The following is a 21,401-nucleotide window of genomic DNA, read 5'->3' on the forward strand; positions in this document are numbered from 1 at the left end:
GGTCAACGGGGTGCGGTGGCGGCTGCGGCTGCCGGCTGCGGGCCGGCCGTGGGTGCCGCGGCTCGCGGCGCTGCTGACCTTCGTCATCGGGCTGCTCGACGTGGTCTCGGCGCTGACCCCGGAGTGGCGTACGCGCCTGGCCGACCTGCGTGTTCTGCTACCTGCCGCCGCCTCGCGCCAGGCGGCGGCGTTCACCGTCGTGGTCGGCATGCTGCTGATGCTGCTCGCGGCCGGGTTGCGGCGGCGCAAACGGCGGGCCTGGCGGGGAGTCGTCGTCCTGCTGGGCGTCGGCGTCGTCCTGCATGTCGCCAAAGGACTCGACTACGACGAGGCGGCGGCGTCGGCCGCGCTGCTCGGCGCCCTCGTCCTGGCCCGCGGCGAGTTTCGGGCCAAGGGCGATCCGTCGACGCGCTGGCGGGCGCTCGGCGTCGGCCTGCTGCTGACCGCGGTGTCGATCGCGAACGGCTTCCTGCTGCTGCACCTGCGCGAGCACCGCATCGCCGGGCCGCATTCCTGGTCCGCCCAGCTGGAACAGATCGTGCTGGGGCTCGTCGGTATCCCCGGCCCGCTGCACTTCACCTCCGACCGCTTCGCCGACCTGGCGTTCCGGGTGCTGCTGACCCTCGGCGTCGGCACGATCGGGACGACGGCCTACCTCGCGCTGCGACCGCCGTGCCCGCGGCCGCGGCTCACCGAGCTGGACCAGGTGCGGGTCCGTGAGCTGCTGGCCCGCCACGGCGGCGCCGACTCGCTCGGCTACTTCGCACTGCGCTCCGACAAGTCGGTGATCTGGTCGCCGACCGGCAAGGCCTGTGTCGCCTACCGGGTCGTCAACGGGGTCATGCTGGCCAGCGGAGATCCGCTCGGTGACCGGGAGGCCTGGCCCGGGGCGTTGCGGGTGTTCCTGCGCGAGGCCGCCGACCACGCCTGGACCCCTGCCGTCATCGGCTGTTCGGAGGCCGGCGGGACGGCATGGACCCGTGCCGGTCTCACCGCCCTGGAGTTCGGGGATGAGGCCGTGGTCGACACCGCCACGTTCAGCCTCGACGGCCGCGCGATGCGCAACGTCCGGCAGGCCGTGGCGCGCGTCGAACGGGCCGGCTACACCGCGGTTGCCAGCCGCGTGCGCGACCTCGACCCGGACGCCATCGCCCGGGTGAAGCGCCAGGCCGCGACCTGGCGTGGCGCGCAGACCGAACGCGGGTTCTCCATGGCGCTGGGCCGGCTGGGCGATCCCGCCGACGGGGACTGCGTCGTCGTCCTCGCCTACGAAGGCGCCGCTCCCGGCGGCGGCACGCCGAAAGCCGCGCCGCTGAAAGCCGAACAGGCGAAGCCGAAGCAGGCGAGGCCGAAGCAGGCGAGGCCGAAGCAGGCGAAAGCGGGGCAGCCGGTGGCCGCGCTGCCGAAGGCCGTGCCGTCAGAGGTCACGCCGCCGGACGCCGCGCCGCCGGACGCCGCGCGGTCGATGCCTGGGCGGTCGATGCCTGGGCAGTCGATTGCCGCGCCGTCCATCGCCGTGCCAGCGACGACGGTGCGGGCGGGAGGCGACGCGCCGTTCCCGGGTGAGGCGCCGCGACTGCGGGCGTTGCTGCACTTCGTGCCCTGGGGTCGCGACGGGCTCTCCCTGGACGCGATGGTGCGCGACCGGGAAGCCGACAACGGGCTGAACGAGTTCCTTATCGTCAGCACCCTGCGCCAGGCCGCGGACCTCGACGTGCGGCACCTGTCCCTGAACTTCGCGTTCTTCCGCTCGGCACTGGAACGCGGCGAGCGGCTCGGCGCCGGCCCGATCATCCGTGGCTGGCGCGGACTGTTGATGTTCATGTCCCGCTGGTTCCAGATCGACAGCCTCTACCGGTTCAACGCCAAGTTCGCCCCGACCTGGCAGCCACGCTTCGTGTGCTATCCGGCGACGTCGGAGCTTCCCCGGATCGCCGTCGCCATGTTGGAGGCCGAGGCGTTCCTGGTCTGGCCCAGTTGGCGGGACCGGCTGCCCTGGCCCCGCCGGAGCGCCGCCGGCCTCGCGCGTCGGCGGCGCGGGAACGGCTGCGACGACCGGGACCTCGCGGGCACGGACCGGACGCGGACGCCGGGCGCATCCTGACTCTCGCCTGCCGCGGCGGCAGACGCGGCGCAACGCGGACGGTTCGGTGTCAGGGGGTGGCTGATGGGCTCGGTCGTGGTCATCGGGAAGTGGTTCCTGCTCGGCCTCGGCGTGCTGGCGGTCGCCGCTTGGGTCAGCTGCGTCCGGCTGTCCCGCCACGGCCGGACCGTCACCGTCGCGACGGCCGGCTTGGCCGTCGCGTTCAGCGTCGCCACCGCCGCGGACCTCGTCAACGCGCACTACAGCTACCTGCCGCGGGTGGACGACGTCATCGGGGTGAAGTCGTGGCCAGCCTCGTCCTCGCGGGTCGCCGCCGCCGACGCGCCGGCCCGCGCCCACCCGCAGGGCACCGTCGTGACCCTGCGGATACCCGGGGTGCGCAGCGGCTTCGGCGCCCAGCAGGCACTGGTGTATCTCCCGCCGCAGTACTTCAGCGAGCCGCGCGCCCGCTTCCCGGTGGTCTACCTGATGCACGGCTCGCCGGGCGTTCCGGTCGACTGGTTCCGGGCGGACCGGGCGGCGCAGACCGGGGCGTGGCTCGCCGCGGACCACCGGGCGGCGATCCTCGTCGCCCCCCGTCTGAGCCACGGCTGGCTCGACGACAGCGAATGCGTCGACCGACCCGGCGAGCACATCGAGACCTACCTGGTTGACGACGTGATTCCCACGATCGACGCCCGCCTGCGGGTGCTGCCCGGGCGCACGGAGCGCACCTTCGCCGGGATGTCCGCGGGCGGGTTCTGCGCGCTCAACCTCGGTCTGCGCCACCGTGACCTGGTCGCCACGATCGTGGACATGTCCGGCATGGACCGGCCTACCCACAACGGCGGGATGGTCGGCCTGTTCGGTCCCAGATCCGACCTCGCCGGCGTCGTCGCGGCGAACACGCCGGCCCGCTACGCCGCGCACCTACCGGCTGATCCTCCGATGCGGGTCTGGCTCGACTGCGGTGAGTCCGACCGGGAGGCGTACGGGGACACGCGCGCGATGGCCGCGGCCCTGGGCGGGCGGCCGGGCTTCACCGTCGTGCTGCGGCTTCGCCCCGGCGGCCATGACTTCGGCGTCTGGCGCCCGGCGCTACGCGATGGCCTCGCCTGGTCCCTCGCCCCGCGCAACGCGGTGCAGCTCCGCCTGCCGGTCGCGCACAGCGCCCGGACCAGGACCGACAGGGCGTAAACGCGCCCCGGCTCAGCCCCCAGGCACATCGGCGGCCCCTCGAGGGCCCGTCGTCCGAACTGTGGACGTTCCCACGTCGGCATGGCTGGTGCCCTCGCGGGGAATGCCGAGCCAGGCCACGATGTCACAAAGGTTGCACGCGTTCCTCGTCGGGCGGGGGTGCTCCGTGAAGCGTCCAGATCCATGGCATGACTGCCGACCTGGGTTCGCCGTGCCCAGCCCGCTGTCGCCCGGCGGTGCGCCGCTGTCCGCGCCACCCCTCGACAGCAGGGCGACGAGGTTGCCGCTGGCCGCCGCGGCGGCGGCAGCCTGCCCCGCGCGGCGCGTGCTGGCGACGGTGGCCGCCGCGGGTTGCCTCGCGTGCCGTTTTCCGGTGACTTCGGTGCTGGTGGCGGCGCTGGTCGCGGCCCGGGTGATGCGCGGAACCGCGCCCGAGCTGGCGCACCGCTGGCAGTGGGCGACGAGCACCACCCTGGACCAGCTCGTGCACCATCCGCTGGGCGTCCTGCTGGGCAGCATCCCCTGGGTCACGGAAGGACCGGTCGCGCCCTGGGTCGCCCTCGCCGGTCTCGCCGTCGGTGGACTCGAGTACACGGTCGGCAGCGTCGCAACGTTCGCGGTGCTGTTCGGCGGGCACACCGGAGCCACGCTCATCTCGGAGGGCATCCTCGGGCTGCGGGTCGCCGGTGGCCAGCTCCCCACCAGCGCGCTGCACATCCTGGACGTCGGGCCGAGCTACGTGGTCGCGGCCTCGCTCGCGGCCGTGGTCGTCCTGCCCGGCCGCCACCGGTTGCGGACGGTCGCTCGGATCGCGCTGGTCGTCATCCTCCCGGCGATGACCTACGGGGTGGTCGACGTCGACCTCGACAGCGTCGGCCACATCGCCGCCTTCTCTCTCGGCGCCCTCGCCGCGACCGTCCCCGCCCTGCGCCGCCGTGCCGACCCGGGGCACGAGCCCGCCCAGGAGCCACTGGCCACCGAGCCCACAACGGCACCCGGGACCGCCGTCGCGACACATTCTGAACCCTAATGCGTACGAATTGGTAGGCGAATTAATTGCCTCGATTTCATGCGGGTAGGGCCATCTCGGGAAGCGTGACGCATTCGACGCCCGTCGATGATGGGTGTGCGATTTCGTTCGCGATGAAACGCCCGAGTTCGACAAGCCTCTCATACCGGTCGGCAATGTAACGCATATCGGAATGCTGAGTGGAGTGAGCCTTGAGTCGCCGCTCCTGCGGGCATGATGGAGATGGTGCCAAGGGCGGGCCACCTCGCCTCCGAACTCCAGCTCACGGGCCCGCGTGCACCCAGCGTCGAGAGCACGTCGCCGTGCCGGCGGCACTCAACCCGCAGCGCGGGCTGTGAGTGTCCGCGGGGCGAGGCGTGCGCCATCCCATACGACTGTGGCCTTCATCGGGCCAGCCACCGCATGACCAGAAACGGGGAGACTATGAGCGCAATCTCTGACGGCGTGTACCGGATCAGTATTGACGGCCGGGACAATCTGACCCTGAGCTCACCCGACAACCGTAACCTCTTCCTGCTGCCTGGCGAGGGCCCCGGGCAGGACTGGGAAATCAGGAACTCCGGTAATGGCAGCAACGGCGACAGCACCTACACGATCCGCCGTGCCTCCGGTCCCCAGTTCGTCGGGTTCGAGGGCGAGCCCGACGTGTTCGAGCGGGTCCTCCCGCGGCCGGAGCCGCGTGAGTGGCGGATCTCCGAGGGGCCGCGGCCCGGCACGTTCACCATTGGCGTCGTCGACAACGAGCTCACCCTCGGCCTGCACCCGGCCCTGATCTTCCCACCTCTCGTCGCCCTGTCGCCCGCCTTCGCTGAGGACCGCGGCTGGGCCCTGACCCCCGCAGGCTGATCCAGCTGGGCCGGGGCCGCCACCATCTGGCCCCGGCCCGGCACCGGGAAGATCGCGCTGGCAGGCGTCGGACGTGGGCAGGAACTGCCAGGTCAGCCATGGAGCCGCCCAGCGGACGGGGCCGCTCGCGGCCCCGGAGTCGAGTAGGCGGTCGCCGGAACCGTCGGGATTCATGGCGTCGACCGGCCCGGTCGCCGCGTAGAACAGGGTCGCCGCCCGGTCGTCGGCAGAGACGAGGCCGCCCTGCGGCGACCAGCTCGGATGCCACAGGGACACCAGGGTGTTCCGCGACCTGGATACAGCGTGGGGCGGACCTGGTAATGGTGCCGAGAGCCTGCTAATACTGGTACTGACGGCGCCCGGCGAGACTCGCCGCCGAGGTGTCGGCATTCCTGACGACGGAACCAGGCCCGAGGCCGCTTTCCCAGCCAGGCGTGGGCGCGGGTAACAGGCGGGACGGAGACAATGACGCCTCCCACAGCGATCGTCACCGGCGCGGGCCGGGGAATCGGCGCGGCGATCGCCCCCGAGCTGGCCCGCCGCGGCTATCACGTCATCGTGAACTACCGGCGCGACGCTGACGCGGCGGGCGCCGTGGTTGCCGGAATTCGCCGTGACGGCGGCAGCGCGACCGCGCTGGCCTGCGACGTGACCGATCCGGCCACGGTCGCCGCGATGGTCGCGCAGGTGCTGGCCGAGAGGGGCCGGATCGACGCACTGGTGGTGAACGCGAACACCGCGCCGCCTCCGTTCGCCTCGCTCGCCGAGCTGACCTGGTCGGAGTTCGCCGCGAAGATCAACGACGAGCTGGCCGGCGCGTTCCACATCACCCAGCGGGTGGTGGCCGCGATGCGGCCGTGGGGAGAGGGGCGGTTGGTCTTTCTGGGCAGCACAGCGGCTGACTACGTCGGCGGCGGCCGGCTCGCGCACGGCACCGCGAAGGCGGCGCTGGCGACCTTCGCCCGGCATGTCGCGGCCGAGACCGCCCGGGACGGGATCAGCGTGCTGACCGTCGCCCCGGGCGCGGTGCGCACCGAGGCAACCGCGCGGATGCTCGACGCATCGCGCGAGCAGGTGCTGGCGGACAACTCGGTGCTGGGCCGGCTCCTGGAACCCGAGGATGTCGCCGCCGCGGTCGGCCTCGCGCTCGATCCGGCTTTGCGCCCGGCGACCGGCTCGGTGCTGCGCCTCGACGCCGGCTGGTCCGTCCTCGCGGGCGGCCCCACCGCCTGACCGGACCCGGGGGTCGGCCGGAGCGGGTCTGGTAGCGGGTGGCGCGGTGATACTGGTACTGACAGCACCTGGCGCGTCATCCTGACTGCGGCGAGGCTGTAGCTATGACGGCGTTCCTGCGCAGCCGGGGCTGCCGCCCGGCCCGTGTGACAAGGTGTTGGTATTCGGAGGTCGGCGATATCGCGACGCGGTCGACCAGCCTCGACCTCACCTATCGGCCCGGCAACCGGCCGGTCGTGCACATCCCGTTCGACGGCGACAGCGGGGACCGGCTCGCCTGGCTGCGGGCGCACCTGGAGCTCGCCCTCGCCCCGCACGAGCACTGATCCGGCCTGACCGCGGCAGGGTGTCACCGCGAGTGGAACCGTCGAAGCCGATGGACGCGGCCGCGGCGCGGGTCGCCGGGTGGATCGCGCACCGGCCGGCGGGGGCCGGTGGCACCCGGGTTCTCGCGGTGGATGGTCGTTCCGGTGGGGGGAAGACCACCCTCGCCCGGGCGGTCGCGGGGCGGCTCGGGGCGCCCGTCGTGTCGATGGATGACCTGTACGACGGTTGGGACGGGCTCGCCGCCGGCGTCGGGCAGCTCGTCGAGGGCATCCTGCGGCGGCTCGCCGACGGCCACCGGCCGTGCTGGCGACGATATGACTGGGCGGCGGGGCGCTACGGCTCCGAGGCGACCCTGGATCCGCCCGGCCTGCTGGTGGTCGAGGGCGTCGGCGCCGGCGCGCGGGCGGCGGCGCCCGGGCTGTCGGGTCTGGTCTACGTCGCCGCGCCGGAGTTGGTGCGGCGCCGACGCGCACTGACCCGCGACGGCGACGCCTTCATCCCGCACTGGGACCGCTGGGCTGGCCACGAGGAGCGTTACCTCGCGGCCGACGACGTCGTCGGCCGGGCCGACCTCCTGGTCAACGGTGCACCGGGCGCCGAGGAAGCCTGACCCCGGCCCGCGGGCCCGCCCCGGATGATCTACCAGCTGGGCACCCACCGGCCCGTGATCAGGTCGGTCCACAGACGGCGGATGGCCAGGCTGTCGCGGTCGGCGCGAGCGTGCGCGTTGAGGTGCGTTGCCAGCGGGAACGGCGTCGGGAGTAGTTCGAGCAGCTCGCGGTCCTCGTTCTCCACCGCCACGTCGAAGGCCAGGATGTCGGCGCTGGGACGGTCCGCCTCGCGGTCCGTCCGCAGCACGATCTGCGTGAGCACGCAGCGGTTGTCGTCGACCGGGGTGATCGCCTTCACCATCACGTGCCGCAGGCCGTCCGGGTAGGTGATGTGCAGGTGCGCGTGGAATGGGGCGTACAGCCGCGACACGGTTGTTCGCACCGTCTCGCCGGTCTGGCCGGGCCGGGAGTCCACCGGCACCCGACCCTCCGTCCGGATGCCGTAGGGCTCGCGGGTGACAACGGTGTCGGTCAGCTCGGCGCGGTTCGGATTCCCGAAGGTGTTGCGATGGACGAACGCGACGTGGCCGGGGTCGAAGTTGTTCTCCAACAGATGCATCGCCGTGCAGTCGAAGGCGAATTCGTATTCGGGGACGACCCGCCAGGCGGGGTCGTCGTACTCGGGCACCGGTGGGACGCCGACGATCGGATCGTCGTCGAGGCACACCCAGACCAGGCCGTAACGTTCCCGCGAGGCGACCATGGTCAACCCACCACGGGTCGGCAGCGGCGAGCCCGGAAACTGCGGAATCCGCTTGGTCCGCCCGGCCGCGTCCCACTCCCAGCCGTGGTACGGACAGACCAGGTGGCAGTTCGTGACCCAGCCCCGGGACAGCGGTGCGTCCCGGTGGGCGCACCGGTCCAGGGCGACGCTCGCCGGCTCGCCGGGAACGGCACGCCACAGCACCAGCGGGGTGCCGAGGACGGTGCGGGCCAGCGGCTCGCCCGCCAGCTCGGCGGCGAAGCAGGCCGCGTACCAGAATCGCCGCAGGATCGGATGCGCGGAGATCACCAAATGGTCGGGGCCGTCGTGACGGGCCGTGCGGGCCGGGTCCGTAGCTGACGGGCCAGGCGTGGGCGGTGAGTGCCGGGGCGATGCGGCGGTGGTCACGGGGTAAGCCGCTCCTGCGTTGGCCGCGTGGAGGCGGAAACGGTCCGCCGGCTGCCCACGAGGCCGCTCTGTCAGCAAAGCGAGACCAGATGGCGTGACGGTTTCCGCCGCGTTCCGGCTGAGCGTCCGCCGCGGCCGGGACAGCGGGGTCCCGCTGCCGCAGTGGTCCAGCTGGCCGGCAGAGGGTGGCCCAGAGGGTGCTTCGCCGTACAGTCAGCCCGTGACAATGCCGGACAGCCCCGCGGTCAACGATCCCGGCGGCGCCGCGATGCCGCCCTCCGAGGCCGGACCCGCCCGCGGTGCGCCGGCCGCGCGTCACACCGTTCCCGCACCCGGCGCCGCCGGGTGGCCGGACACCGAACCTGGCGCGACATCGCGGGGAATTCGCGCGGCCGCGCCGTACACGCCCGGCGAAATCGTCGTGCACCGCTCGTTCACGACCAAGCGGCTCGTCTTCGTCCGCACCGGGCATGTCGTCGGGCACGACGAACGCGGACTGCGCCTGTGGATCCCGCACGGCTGCCCGATGGCGGTCGAACTGAGCGCGGATGGCCGCGGTCTGCGGGACATGCCGTTCGCGGAGTGGATCCGCCAGCCGACGGTGATGACGACGTCGGTGTGGCGCGGACCGAACATCTTCATGCTGGTCCCCTCTCAGGGAGCCAACTCGGTGTGGTGGTTCTGGGACTGGCAGGGCCGGTTCGTCCGCTGGTACATCAACCTGGAGCAGCCCGCGACCACCTGGCGCCGGGACGGACTGCTCGGAGTCGACACCACCGACCACGACCTTGACGTCTGGGTGACGCCGGAACATCAGTGGGAATGGAAGGACGAGCACGAGCTGGCCGAGCGGCTCGCCTACCCCGGGCACTACTGGGTAGCCGACCCGGCGGCGGTGCGCGCGGAGGGGGAGCGGCTGCTGCGGCTGGTCGAGGCGGGGGCGTTCCCGTTCGACGGCACGTGGACCGACTTCCGGCCCGACCCGGCCTGGGGGATGCCTGACACCCTCCCAGCCGGCTGGGACGGCCCGCGCGCCTGACCCTGGCCTCATCACAGCCTCGCCTTCGCCGGACCCACTGGACTTGCGTTCGAACACATGTTCTCATGGATCCGTGCGATGGGACAACCTACGACTCGCCGACGAGAGATCGACGGAGGGCGGCGCGGCGCGCGCGCAGCCCCTGCTGCCCCGCGACGCGGTGGCCCGCACCTTTGACACTCCCGAGTTCGCCGGCATGACCTTCTACGAGGTTCATGCCCGGTCGGCGCTCAACCAAGTGCCCCCGGCGTCGCGGATGGCCTTCCGCTGGACGGTCAACCCCTACCGTGGCTGTTCGCATGCCTGCCGCTACTGCTTCGCGAGGTCCACCCACAACTACCTCGATCTTGACGCCGGCCACGACTTCGACACGAAGATCATCGTTAAGGTCAACGTCGCCGAGCGGCTGCGCTCGGAGCTCGCGGCACCACGCTGGCAGGCCGACCACGTCGCCATGGGCACCAACGTCGATCCTTATCAGCGCGTGGAGGGTCGTTACCGCCTCATGCCCGGGATCATCGCCGCCCTGCGCGACGCGCGCACCCCGTTCTCGCTGCTGACCAAGGGTTCGCTGGTGCTGCGCGACATCGATCTGCTCGCCGCGGCCGCGGAGGTGACGGACGTCGGTGTGGCGTTGTCGATCGGCTTCGTCGACGACGATCTCTGGCGCCTCGTCGAGCCGGGCGCGCCCCGACCGCGCAGCCGCCTGGCGGTGTGCGCCGCGCTGCGCGATCGGGGGCTCGGCGCCGGGGTGCTGATGGCACCGGTTCTGCCCTACCTGACGGACTCGCCCGCCGCGCTGGCCGCGACCGTCCGGGAGATCGCCCAGGCAGGCGCCACCTCCATCACGCCGATGGTTCTGCACCTTCGGCCCGGTGCGCGGGAGTGGTATCTCGCCTGGCTCGGTGAGCACCATCCGACCCTGGTCGGGCCCTACCGCAGGCTGTATGGCAACGGCGCCTACGCGCCCCGCTCCTACCGTGATCGGATCAGCGCGCAGGTGCGCGAGTTCGCCGAACGTGCCGGGGTCGGGGCCTGGGCCGGGAGGCCCGCCATCCGCGTCGGCGCCGACCCGGCGGCGCCTCGGCCCGCGTTGCGGGACGAGCAACCGGCCCTGCCGGGGCTGGACGGCTGAGGTGGCCGTGATGCGGGCGATCAGGCGCGGGGGAGTGGCGGCCATCCGGCGCGTCTGCGCGAAGATGGTGGGGTGTCTGCCACCCTTGTCGCCTCCGGTCTCACCGTCACCCGTGGTGGGGCCACCATCCTCGACGGGGTTTCCCTCACCGTCGCGCCGGGTGACCGGCTGGGGGTGGTGGGTCCGAACGGGGTTGGCAAGTCGACGCTGCTGCGGGCGCTCGCGCAGCTCATCCCCCTCGACGAGGGCCGGCTTGAGCTCGCGCCGCCGACGGCGGGGGTGGGCCTGCTGCCGCAGGAGCCCGACCGCCGTCCCGGTGAGACGCTGCGTGACTTCCTCACCCGCCGGACCGGGGTCGGCGCCGCCCAGGGCGAACTCGACGCCGCCGCTGAGGCACTCGCGGCCGGTGCACCCGGCGCCGATGACCGCTACAGCGTCGCGCTGGAACGCTGGCTCGCGCTGGGTGCCGCCGATCTCGACACCCGGGCCGAGGAGGTCTGCGCCGAGCTGGGCCTGCCTGCCGATGCCCTCGACAGCCAGACGACAGCGCTGTCCGGCGGACAGGCCGCCCGAGGATCACTGGCCAGCGTCCTGCTGTCCCGCTTCGACATCACCCTTCTCGACGAGCCCACCAACGACCTCGACTTCGACGGCCTCGACCGGCTCGAACGGTTCGTCCGGCAGCTCTCCGGTGCTCTCGTCCTGGTCAGCCACGACCGGGAGTTCCTCGACCGCACCATCGACACCGTCGCCGAGATCGATCCGCATCATCACGGCCTCAGCCTGTTCGCCGGCGGCTGGACGGCCTATCTGCAGGCCCGCGAGGTCGCCCGCCGGCAGGCCCGTGATCGCTACGAGGACTACGCCGACCAGCGCTCGGACCTTGTCACCCAGGCGCAGCGGCAACGCGAGCAGTCGGTGCGGGGCACGCTGCGGGCCAAGCGGCGGTCCCCGGACGGGGACCGAGCCGCCAAGGGCGCGCGGATCGAGGCCGCGACGAAGAGCGCCTCCCGGGTGCGCTCGATCGAGTCCCGCCTCGATCGGCTGGAGAAGGTCGAGGAGCCACGCAAGGAGTGGCAGCTGCGCATGTCGATCGCCGCCGCATCCCGTTCCGGCGATGTCGTCGCGACTCTCACCGGGGCCACGGTGCGCCGCGGCGCCTTCAGCCTTGGCCCCGTCGATCTCACCGTCGCGTGGGCGGACCGAATCGTGATCACCGGTCCGAACGGCGGCGGCAAGACGACGTTGCTGGGAGCCCTGCTCGGCCGCGTTCCGCTGGACGCGGGCGGCCAGTCGCTCGGCTCCGGAGTGCGGCTCGGCGAGATCGACCAGGCCCGCGGCCGGTTCCGGGGCGAGGCGAGCCCCGTGGCCGTCGCCGAACAGGCGACAGGTTGGCCGGCCGGCGAGGTCCGGACCCTGTTCGCCAAGTTCGGCCTCGGCGCGGACCAGGTGACCAGGCCCGCCGCCTCGCTCTCGCCCGGCGAACGAACCCGTGCCGGGCTGGCGCTGCTGCAGGCGGTCGGCATCAACTGTCTGGTGCTCGACGAACCCACCAACCACCTGGACCTGCCCGCCCTCGAACAGCTCGAGGAGGCCCTGACCGGCTACGCCGGCACCCTGCTGCTCGTCACCCACGACCGCCGCATGCTCGACACCGTCGACGTCACCCGCCGCCTGCACGTCGACAACGGACAGGTCATCGAACAACCCGTCTGAGTCACCGCCGTTTATCTCGGTCGGATACGCTCCCCGAAACCGCGATCATTACATCGTCACGGCGCTCGGGGAGCTGCGAGATGGTGGTGGCCACACGGAGGAACCGGCGCCTGATTCAGGTCGCTGTCGCTACTGTTTGCGCGGTCCTGATGGTTCTGATGTTCACGAACCTTGCCGTCGCGACTGTCGTCGGCGGGTTCATCGGAGCTTTCGGCGCGCTGTTGTCCCTGTCGATCGCGCTTCCGGACCATGCTCTGAAGTCGGTCGACGAGCTCCGGGAGAGCCTGCGGGCGGAGATCCGTGGCATGTGGCAGGTCGAGGCCCAACAGCGTCAGCTCTTTGAGGACCCACTCGTGCCGGTCCGGCTGGTCGGGCCGGACGGCGTCACCGCGGTGGCCGGTTCGGCGTTCGCCGCGGACAGTGCGAGGGCCGCCTGGGAACCGGCGCACTTCGAGACCGCGGCCGCCGATCTTGTCCGGCGCGGTGCGCTTCGTAAAGCTGTTGTCCTTGGCGCCGCGGGCAGCGGCAAGACGACTTTTGGACTGTTGCTGGCCCTGGGACTGCTGGCCGAGAGCTCCCCGGCGCCGCGTGCTGCGCGCGCGAGTGGCGCGGTGGGCGCTGGCGGTGATCCGGGCGCAGAGCTGTCGGTGGCGGACGCCGGCGCGGGGTGGATCCCCTTGTTGGTCTCGGTCTCCTCCTGGGACCCGGGGGAGAGCTTTCCCGCGTGGTTCGATCGTCAGCTTCGGACGACCTGCCCGAGCGCGGCCAGTCTGCGTCCCGCCCATGATCGCACTCTCTTGACCGCCCTGCTGTCCGCGCACCGGGTTGTACTCATCCTCGACGGGCTCGACGAGGTTCGTACGCCGGTCGGCAGCGCCTCGGCGGTCTCGGTGATCCGCCGGCACCTGCTGGACGCGCGAGTGATCATCCTGAGTCGGCCGGGCACGCTGGGCCTGGACGAGCTGCCGGACGTGACGACGCTGACGATCGCCGCGGTGGACCCGGCAGGGGCCGCCGACTACCTGGATCAGGTGGCCGAACGCCGGCCGGATCCGCGGCGCTGGTCGCCGTTGTTGGCGGAGCTGCGGGGACGTCCAGGCAAGGTACTCGCCGATGTCGTGAGCACGCCTTTCATGCTCTCGCTGGTGCGCCGCTGCTGTGAGGGCGCGGCCCACCAGCTGGAGCCCGGTGACCTGGTGAACCTCGCCCAGGATCGCGGGCGGGAGGAGCTCGAGCGGTATCTGGCCGATCGCTTCCTCGACGGCGCGATCGAGCGTTTCAGCAACTCCTCGCAGGCCCGCCGCGGCGCCGAGTATCTCGCCAGCCGGATGGAGGATCTTGATGTGGGGGCCGTGGCCTGGTGGCGCCTGCAGGACGCCGTGCCGGCGGCGGTGCTGACCGTCGCCGCCGGTGCGCTGGCCGCCCCGGCCTACCGCATCGCCCTGGCCCTGCCACCCGGCCTGACTCGCGGGTTCGCCATCGGGATCCTGCTCTCGCTGGTTTTCGGCGCGACCCGTGGTTGCCACGTCGATCGGTCGGCGGCGATCGCCGGGGCGGCGACCAGCGCCGGTATCGTTCTGGTCTTCGGCTGGGCGATCGCACCTCCGTCGGCCACGGTGCCGGCGGACGCGGCCCAGTGCGGTGTGGCGATGCTGCTGAGCCTGCTGTTGTGGCAGCGCCTCCTAGACCGGCCTGCGGTTGTCGCGTGCACGGCCGCGGGGACAGCGCTGGTCACGGCGGCAGTGACTGAGGCCGTGGCCCTGGCCTTTGGGGGCGACGTCGGTCCGGCGCGGTTCGTGCAGCTCGGTCTCTCGGTCTTCCTCGGCATCGTGGTCGCTGTCGCCATCGCCCGCCAGATGATCCGGCCGGGAGCCGCGATGGTGCCCGCGCGGGTGTACCGGCGGCGGTGGGAGGAGCGTTCGACCGCCTCGCGTTATGTTCTGCACGGAATCGGCACCTGCATGCTGGTGGGCCTGGCCGGCGGGTTCGTCGGCGGAATGCGCGATGGGGCCGCGCATGGCGTCGGGGTTGCCCTGTTGTTCAGTGTGGTCGTGGGGTTTCCGGTCGGCTTCGTGGCGGGTCTGATTCGCTGGCTCAGCCAGCCGTCCCCGACCGGGCGGCGCCCGTCGGCCGCCAGCCCCGAGTCGACCTTCCGCGCGGACAGGATGCTCGCGATCGGCTGCGTCGGCCTCGTGGGAATGATCACCGCGGCTGCGATCGCCCTTGTCGTCGGCCCGGCCGCCGCGCTGTTCGATGGGCTTCAGGCGGGCAGCATGCACCTGCGGGTCTGGGACGCAGTCTCCTTCGCCCTGACGATCGGGATGATCCTGGCCTGCTACAACACCGCGTGGCCGACCTACGTCGTCTGCGCTGGCTGGTTCCTCCTCACCGAGGGCACTCCGCCGCGACTGATGCGCTTTCTCCAGTTTCTGCACCGGTACGAGATCCTGCGCCGTGAGGGTGCGATGTGGACCTTCCGCAACTCCTACTACCGGGATCGGCTGGCCAGTCGCCATCGTGAGCGTTCCTGGCGCCCCCCGGGACGGAACACGGGTCGATCCAGGGGGGTGTGGCCGATGGGGACGCCCGGTGTCAGAGTGGGGCACATGACGCAGACGGTCCCGCCCGGCTGGTATGCCGATCCGAGCGGGCAGCACGGGGCTCGATGGTGGGATGGCGCTCAATGGACAGAGCACACCCAGCCGACGACACCGCCCGTCCAACCCACCGGCCCGGGTCAGGCACCCATGGGAGGCCAGGGCCAGTACGGCGGACAGGACCAGTACGGCGGCGGGCAGGGTAACTACGGCGGGCAGGGTAACTACGGCGGGCAGGGTAACTACGGCGGGCAGGACAACTACGGCGGGCAGGGCCTCGGGCAAGGGCAGGGCAACCCCGGCGTTGCGCCGCAGCAGGGCGGGCCGGGCAAGGCATCGTGGGGGACGGCGCAGGGCGTTGATCCCGCCGCGGTGCGAACGGAGGCCACCCCGGAGCGCGTGCAGCGGCAGGTTCGCGACGAGGCGGGCGTGGTCGCCGCCGGGCCCGGTGGCGGGACGCTGTTCAGCGAGCCGGTGCTGGTCGTCAACCAGAAGACCAAGGTCATCGAGGTGTCGGCCGAGTACGCCGTATTCGACCAGCGGGGTAACCAGATCGGCTCGGTCGTCGAGGTCGGCCAGGGCGCGCTGAAGAAGGCCGCCCGCGTGCTCACGTCCTGGGACCAGTTCCTGTCCCACCGCCTCGAGGTCCGCGACGCCGTCGGCGTCGTCCAGCTGCTGTTGCACCGACCGGCGAAGCTGCTCAAGTCCAAGGTCATCGTCTCGCTGCCCGATGGCAGGGAGTTGGGCGTCATCGTCCAGCAGAACGTTTTCGGCAAGATCAGATTTGATCTGCAGTCGGGTGGCGCGACGATCGGGTCGATCAAGGCTGAGAACTGGCGTGCCTGGAACTTCGCCATCGTCGACCACACCGGGACCGAGGTCGCCCGAGTCACCAAGACCTGGGAGGGCTTCATGCGAACGATGTTCACCACGGCCGACAACTACGTGGTCCAGCTGCACCGGCCCTTGCCGCAGCCGCTGCTCAGCATGGTCGTCGCGTCCGCACTCACCATCGACACCGCGCTCAAGCAGGACTCCCGCGGCTTGAACTGAGCTGGCGCCGCTGGCCTGACCTGAGCGGGCGCCGCACTCCGGTACGGAGCTCTCACCCGGCTCACACGCCCCGCCTCTACGGTCGCCGTCGTGAGCGCACAACAGACCTTGACCTGGACCGGTGTGGCGAGGAGCGGCGGCGCTGGCCGGGGCGGGTCCCGGCAGGCGGGTCCGCGCGGCGTGGCCAGGGTCGCGCTGGTGCTCGCGGTCGCCGGGGGCCTGGCGTCCTGTGGCGGTTCGATGGCCGGATCGGCGGGTCCGTCACGGTCGGGGTCCTCACTGCCCGTGCCCTCAGCCTCCGCGCCGTCGGCATCCGCGGTGCAGCCGACCGCGTCGCCCGGTCCGTCCGGGCGCGCGGTCGCCCACGCCGGCACCACCGAGCACACCCTGACGGTCGATGGGCGCGTGCGGACCTATCTCGTCCACCTCCCCGCCGACTCCGCACCCAGCCCGTCGGCGCTGCCGGTGGTCGTCGTCCTGCACGGCGGAGGCGGCTCGGGCGCGCAGGTCGAGCGGCAGAGTGGCCTGAGCGAGGTGGCCGACCGGGCCGGTTTCCTCGCCGTCTACCCCGACGGCAGCGGCCGGCTCGGCACCGCGCTGCTGACCTGGAACGCGGGGACCTGCTGTGGCTACGCCCACCAGACGAACTCCGACGACGTCGCGTTCGTCGCGGCCGTGCTGGACCAGATCACCCGGGACCACCGGATCGATCCCCGCCGGATCTACGTCACCGGCATGTCGAACGGCGCGATGATGGCCTACCGGCTCGGCTGCGAACTCGCCGGCCGGATCGCCGCGATCGCGCCCGTCTCCGGCGCCCTCGACACCGTCACGTGCACGCCGAGCCGACCCGTCTCGGTCATCGCCTTCCACGGGCTGGCCGACCAGAGGGTTCCTTACGGCGGCGGCGAGTCGTCGCTGGCCGGCCTGCGGCAGGGAGATGAGCGTGCTGACCGTTCGGTCGCCGAGGCGATGACGTTCTGGACCCGCCGTGATGGCTGCGCGGCCACGCCGGCCCGCAGCACGCAGGGTGCCGTCCACCACGACGTCTACGGGTCGTGTGCGTCGGGCGTCGCCGTGGAGCTGTACAGCATCGAGGGCGCCGGGCATGCGTGGCCCGGCGGGACGCCTCCCCGGGGCCAGGCCGACGCGCCGCCGCCGGCGCCGGACGCGTCGGAGGTCATGTGGCGGTTCTTCGCGGCGCATCCGAGCGCCGGCTGACAGGCGGACCGCGCGGTCCGCGACGGCTGGCTGTCGACGTGCCGGCGACGCCGAGACGACGCCGAGCGGAACGCGCGCCGAAGGGCCACGTTCGGCAGCACAATCGATCGCCGCAATGGGAGACTGGGGGTGTGAAGACGCTCGGGACGGGCCCGGACGGGCCCCCGTCGATGACCCCTGACATCCAGCGGGTGCTCGTCGTCGGTTGCGGGGGCGCGGGCAAGAGCACCCTCGCCCGGGAACTCGCACGTCAGGCCGGTCTTCCGGTGGTGCACCTCGACCGGTACTTCTGGCGGCCCGGTTGGGTGGCCACCCCGGTGCAGGAGTGGTGCGCGATCGTCGCCGGCCTCGTGGCGAAGCCGGCGTGGGTGATGGACGGCAACTACGGTGGCACGCTCGACCTGCGTATCCCCGCCGCCGAGCTGATCGTCTTCCTCGACCTGCCGCGCCGCGTCACGATCAGCCGGGCGCTGCGCCGCTGGGCGAGGTGGCGCGGGCGGACCCGGCCGGACATGGCGCCCGGGTGCCCCGAGAAGGTGGACATGGCGTTCCTGCGCTGGCTGTGGAACTACCCGCGGGACAGCCGGATCCGCCTGCTGCGGGCGCTGGACAGGCACGGCGCCGCCGCCCGAGTCGTGCGGCTACGCACGTCGCGGGAGGTGCGGCTGTGGCTGGGCGCGGCGGCGTCCCCGGGCCTGCCGTCGATGCGCCCGCTGTCCGCCGGCCAGCTCGGCACCTGACCCGCGTAGCGCCGCGGCGAGCCAGGTCCCCGAACGCTCCGCGCGACGGGGCGGGGTCCGGCCCTGGCCGCGCGAGAACCAACGCACGGGAGCAGCGGTTGGTCGGCCGGGGCAGGTCGCGCCGACGACCGCCGGTCGGCCGCCGGGGGCGCAGCACCCGGGTAGGTTCGGCGAGGACCTCGTCGAGGTCGCCGACGGGGTCGACCTTCCGAAGGTCGCGTCGCGTAGCGTGCACGCTCGGACGAGGCGTCGGCGGCGGTAGGTGCGGCCATGGCCGGCCCGGCCGGCGGATCGAGCGTGAGGGCGAGGGGTCGACGTGAGTGCAGTGATCATCGACGGTAAGGCCGTGGCCGCGAGGGTGCGGGCGGAGGTGGCGGAGGACGTCGCCGAGTTCCGCGCGGACACCGGCCGTCAGCCGGGACTCGCGACCGTGCTGGTGGGCGACGACCCGGCGTCCGCGGTGTACATCGGCGGCAAGCGCAAGGCGTGCGTGGCGGCGGGCATGGCCGATCTGCACCAGCACCTGCCCGCCGAGACCCCGCAGGAGGAGGTCGCCGCGCTGCTGGACAGCCTGGCCGCCGACCCGGCGGTGTCCGGGATCCTGCTGCAACTACCGGTGCCCGCCGGCCTCGACGGCGCCGCCCTGGTCGGGCGCATCCCGCCGGAGAAGGACGTCGACGGGCTGACCACCGCGAGCGTCGGGCTGCTCGCGCGCGGCCTGCCGGGCCTGCGGCCGTGCACCCCGTCGGGAATCATCGAGCTCCTCGACGCCTACGACATCGAACTGGCGGGCACCCCCACCGTCGTCGTCGGCCGATCGGAGCTGGTCGGCCGGCCCGTGTCCCAACTGCTGATCGGGCGCAACGCCACCGTCACGGTGTGCCACTCGCGCACGCGTGACCTCGAGGCGGTCTGCCGCGAGGCAGAGATCCTCGTCGTCGCGGCCGGGCGCCAGGCGATCATCGGGGCGGACGCGGTGAAGCCCGGCGCGACGGTCATCGACGTCGGCATGCACCGCACGGAGCAGGGCCTGCGCGGGGATGTCGACTTCGATGCCGTGCGCGAGGTCGCCGGGCACCTCACCCCCGTTCCCGGCGGCGTGGGGCCGATGACGATCGCGATGCTGCTGCGCAACACCCTGCTCGCCGCGCGCGCGGCCGCGGGTAGCCTCGCCTGACCCGGTGACCGGGCCGCCCCCGTCCCTTCGTTAGCGTGTTCGAGGACACCTGTCGTCATGCGGACAGCAATCGCGCCGCCTTGCTGGGCGAGGCGACGGTCACGAACCCGCAACATGGCAGTTCACGTCCGTCCTTGTGGGGACGGGGTGGAAATTTCTGTCGGTAGGGTGCGCCACAATCGCCGTGAGCAGGACGACGCCGCGCGAGATCGGGTGGGGATGGGCATGGCCGGAGAAGACTCCATCCGTTCCATCAACGGTGCCCGGGGGTCCTCGGGATGGGCCTGGGCGAATTCCAGCAGCGCCGTGCGGGCGCGCGGCGACAGCTCCGACGGCCTGGGCACGGTCACCTCGAGGGTCACGATGAGGTCGCCGTGTCCGCCGCTGCCGATCGGGACGCCTCGCCCTCGGGCCCGCAGGCGCCGCCCGCTTGAGGTGCCCGCGGGCACCTTCACCGTGAGCGGGGCGCCATCCAGGGTCGGCACCCGCACCGAGGCTCCCAGCGCGGCCTCGGTGATCGTCACGGGAAGCGTGATGGTCAGGTTGTTGCCCTCCCGATCGAAGATCGGGTGTCGCAGCACGTGGACGGTGACCTCGAGGTCACCGGCAGGGCCGCCGCGCTCCCCGGGGGTGCCGCGGCCGCGCACTCGGAGGCGCTGACCGTCTCGCACGCCGGGGGGGATGCGGATGCGCTGCTCACGCTCGCGCCGGCCGGACCCTCGGCAGTCCGGGCAGGGATGATCGATCATCGTGCCCTTGCCGAGGCAGTCACGGCAGGGCTCGGACAGCGCGAAGCCACCCTGGGAACGGGAGACCACGCCAAGCCCTCGGCAGGTCGGGCAGGTCCGCGGGGCGGTGCCCGGCCGGGCACCGCTGCCCTCGCAGGTCGTGCAGGTCGCGGCGCCGGGGAGCCGGACCGAGGCTTCCAGGCCGGTCAGCGACTTCTCGAACGGAATCGTGACCTCGGCCTCGATGTCCCCACCTCGCCGGGGTCCACGCCCCGGCGAGGAGCGCTGGAACATGTCGAAGAACCCACCGAGCCCTCCGTTCGAATTCCCCAGCAGGTCCTCGAAGTTGACGTTGGGCCCGCCGCCGGGGTAGCCGGCCCCCGGCGCCCCGAAGCCGCCGGGAGCACCGAAGCCCCCATAACCGCCCGGTCGGCCGCCGGGGCGTGCGCCGCCAGCGGCGAACAGGGCCCGGGCCTCGTCGTACTCCCGCCGACGACTCTCGTCGGACAGCACGTCGTAGGCCTCGGAGACCTCCTTGAAACGGGCTTCCGCCTTCGCGTCGCCGGGGTTCTTGTCCGGATGCAGCTCGCGCGCCAACTTCCGGTACGACTTCTTGATGTCGGCCGCGGAGGCGTCCTTCGGAACGCCGAGAGCGGCGTAATAGTCCTTCTCGACCATGTCGCGAACACTCACGGCGCCCCTCCTTCCCTCATTGTGGCGCCTCGCCCGGGTCAGCCGCCCGGGCGAGGAGATGATCGGCTGCGTCCGTCACATTCCAGCCATGGAATGACGCGGACGTGACCCCGGCTTCAGTCGGCGCTGACAGTGGGCCCGCCGTTGTCCGGACCGGGGATGCTGCCGGTGTCGTCCGGAACCGCGCCGGGCCGCTCGGTCTTGTCGTCTGCCTGCGCGAACTCATCCGCCGCAGCCTCGGCGGCCGGCTCGGTCCCAGCCGGTTCGCCGGTGGGCTCCGCCACGACGACCTGCGCCGGCCGGAGCACCCGGCCGGCGTGCAGGTAACCGGAACGGTAGACGTCCACACACGTCGGGCCGCTGACGTCCGACCGGTACGAGTGCATGAGGGCCTCGTGGACCGAAGGATCGAACTCGTCCCCGGCCACTCCGAACCGCTCCAGGCCGGCCGCCTCCAGCGCTGCCTCCAGCGCCTCGGCGATCGCCTTGAACGGCCCCTCGAGATCACCATGGTCGCGGGCGCGACCGATGTCGTCGAGGGTCGACAGGAGGCTGGCCAGCACCTTGCCTGTGGCCTGCTCGCCGATCTGCTGACGATCGCGCTCCACCCGGCGGCGGTAGTTGTCGAACTCGGCCTTGAGCCGCTGCAGGTCAGCCGTACGTTCGTTCACCTGCAACCGCAGCGACTCGACCAGCTCGTCGTCGGGCCCCGGGCCGGGCGCACCGGCGCTGGGGGCTGCTCCCGGCGTACCCGGAGCTGGTTCGGACTCCAGCCTGACCTCGCCGCTTTCCGGGTCGATCCGGCGTCGGTCGCGCACGACCACTCGAGGCTCCTCCCCGTCGTCTCGGCCGGCCCACCAGTCG

17 protein-coding genes are annotated in these 21,401 nt (G+C 72.3%); 14 read left to right on the forward strand and 3 right to left on the reverse strand.

The genetic code is table 11. The features are described 5' to 3' along the window. Positions 1-52 precede the first annotated feature (52 nt). From MXD58_RS02785 to MXD58_RS02815, 7 genes are all read left to right on the forward strand, one after another. The gene (locus MXD58_RS02785) at positions 53-2,104 is read left to right on the forward strand and encodes a phosphatidylglycerol lysyltransferase domain-containing protein (RefSeq protein ID WP_250609018.1); all 2,052 of its coding nucleotides are present in this window, start codon (positions 53-55) and stop codon (positions 2,102-2,104) included. A 63-nt stretch (positions 2,105-2,167) separates the two neighbouring features. Continuing rightward, entirely contained in the window at positions 2,168-3,280 is a 1,113-nt protein-coding gene (locus MXD58_RS02790) for an alpha/beta hydrolase (RefSeq protein WP_248840456.1), read from the forward strand. 211 nt (positions 3,281-3,491) lie between these two features. Next, positions 3,492-4,310 (forward strand): rhomboid-like protein, encoded by an 819-nt coding sequence (locus MXD58_RS02795; RefSeq protein ID WP_248840455.1) that lies wholly within the window; start codon positions 3,492-3,494, stop codon positions 4,308-4,310. Positions 4,311-4,733: 423 nt separating this feature from the next. Beyond that, entirely contained in the window at positions 4,734-5,156 is a 423-nt protein-coding gene (locus MXD58_RS02800; RefSeq protein ID WP_248840454.1) for a ricin-type beta-trefoil lectin domain protein, read from the forward strand. Positions 5,157-5,621: 465 nt separating this feature from the next. Continuing rightward, positions 5,622-6,389, forward strand: a complete 768-nt coding sequence (locus MXD58_RS02805) for an SDR family oxidoreductase (protein ID WP_248840453.1) — start codon at positions 5,622-5,624, stop codon at positions 6,387-6,389. Between the two features lie 104 nt (positions 6,390-6,493). Next, positions 6,494-6,715 carry a hypothetical protein gene (locus MXD58_RS02810; protein ID WP_248840452.1) on the forward strand — a complete coding sequence of 74 codons (222 nt, stop codon included), beginning with the start codon at positions 6,494-6,496 and terminating at the stop codon, positions 6,713-6,715. A 32-nt stretch (positions 6,716-6,747) separates the two neighbouring features. Then, positions 6,748-7,326: a nucleoside/nucleotide kinase family protein gene (locus MXD58_RS02815; protein WP_248840451.1), complete on the forward strand. Its 579-nt coding sequence runs from the start codon at positions 6,748-6,750 to the stop codon at positions 7,324-7,326. A gap of 29 nt (positions 7,327-7,355) precedes the next feature. Here the strand turns inward: MXD58_RS02815 and MXD58_RS02820 are convergent, their stop codons facing one another. Next, on the reverse strand, positions 7,356-8,438 hold the full coding sequence (locus MXD58_RS02820) for a Rieske 2Fe-2S domain-containing protein (RefSeq protein ID WP_248840450.1): 1,083 nt from the start codon (positions 8,436-8,438) through the stop codon (positions 7,356-7,358). Between the two features lie 226 nt (positions 8,439-8,664). Here MXD58_RS02820 and MXD58_RS02825 point away from each other — a divergent pair, with 226 nt between their 5' ends. From MXD58_RS02825 to folD, 7 genes are all read left to right on the forward strand, one after another. Beyond that, positions 8,665-9,477 (forward strand): ribonuclease FAU-1 family protein, encoded by an 813-nt coding sequence (locus MXD58_RS02825; RefSeq protein WP_248840465.1) that lies wholly within the window; start codon positions 8,665-8,667, stop codon positions 9,475-9,477. A 73-nt stretch (positions 9,478-9,550) separates the two neighbouring features. Then, entirely contained in the window at positions 9,551-10,612 is a 1,062-nt protein-coding gene (locus MXD58_RS02830; RefSeq protein ID WP_248840449.1) for an Rv2578c family radical SAM protein, read from the forward strand. A gap of 72 nt (positions 10,613-10,684) precedes the next feature. Further along, entirely contained in the window at positions 10,685-12,328 is a 1,644-nt protein-coding gene (locus MXD58_RS02835; RefSeq protein ID WP_248840448.1) for an ABC-F family ATP-binding cassette domain-containing protein, read from the forward strand. A 2,606-nt stretch (positions 12,329-14,934) separates the two neighbouring features. Continuing rightward, complete coding sequence (locus MXD58_RS02840) at positions 14,935-15,978, forward strand: phospholipid scramblase-related protein (RefSeq protein ID WP_248840464.1); 1,044 nt, start codon at positions 14,935-14,937, stop codon at positions 15,976-15,978. A gap of 318 nt (positions 15,979-16,296) precedes the next feature. Next, the gene (locus MXD58_RS02845) at positions 16,297-17,199 is read left to right on the forward strand and encodes an extracellular catalytic domain type 1 short-chain-length polyhydroxyalkanoate depolymerase (protein WP_250609013.1); all 903 of its coding nucleotides are present in this window, start codon (positions 16,297-16,299) and stop codon (positions 17,197-17,199) included. A 170-nt stretch (positions 17,200-17,369) separates the two neighbouring features. Then, positions 17,370-17,939 carry a P-loop NTPase family protein gene (locus MXD58_RS02850; RefSeq protein ID WP_250609015.1) on the forward strand — a complete coding sequence of 190 codons (570 nt, stop codon included), beginning with the start codon at positions 17,370-17,372 and terminating at the stop codon, positions 17,937-17,939. A 316-nt stretch (positions 17,940-18,255) separates the two neighbouring features. After that, positions 18,256-19,116 (forward strand): bifunctional methylenetetrahydrofolate dehydrogenase/methenyltetrahydrofolate cyclohydrolase FolD, encoded by an 861-nt coding sequence (folD, locus tag MXD58_RS02855; protein WP_248840445.1) that lies wholly within the window; start codon positions 18,256-18,258, stop codon positions 19,114-19,116. A gap of 122 nt (positions 19,117-19,238) precedes the next feature. Here the strand turns inward: folD and dnaJ are convergent, their stop codons facing one another. Both dnaJ and grpE read right to left on the reverse strand, forming a co-directional pair. Beyond that, on the reverse strand, positions 19,239-20,537 hold the full coding sequence (gene dnaJ, locus MXD58_RS02860) for a molecular chaperone DnaJ (protein ID WP_250609016.1): 1,299 nt from the start codon (positions 20,535-20,537) through the stop codon (positions 19,239-19,241). A 116-nt stretch (positions 20,538-20,653) separates the two neighbouring features. Beyond that, a complete protein-coding gene (gene grpE / locus MXD58_RS02865; RefSeq protein ID WP_248841236.1) occupies positions 20,654-21,361 on the reverse strand; it encodes a nucleotide exchange factor GrpE in 708 nt (235 codons plus the stop codon). Positions 21,362-21,401 lie beyond the last annotated feature (40 nt).

This window comes from Frankia sp. AgKG'84/4, from assembly GCF_023242965.2.
Classification (GTDB): Bacteria; Actinomycetota; Actinomycetes; order Frankiales; family Frankiaceae; genus Frankia.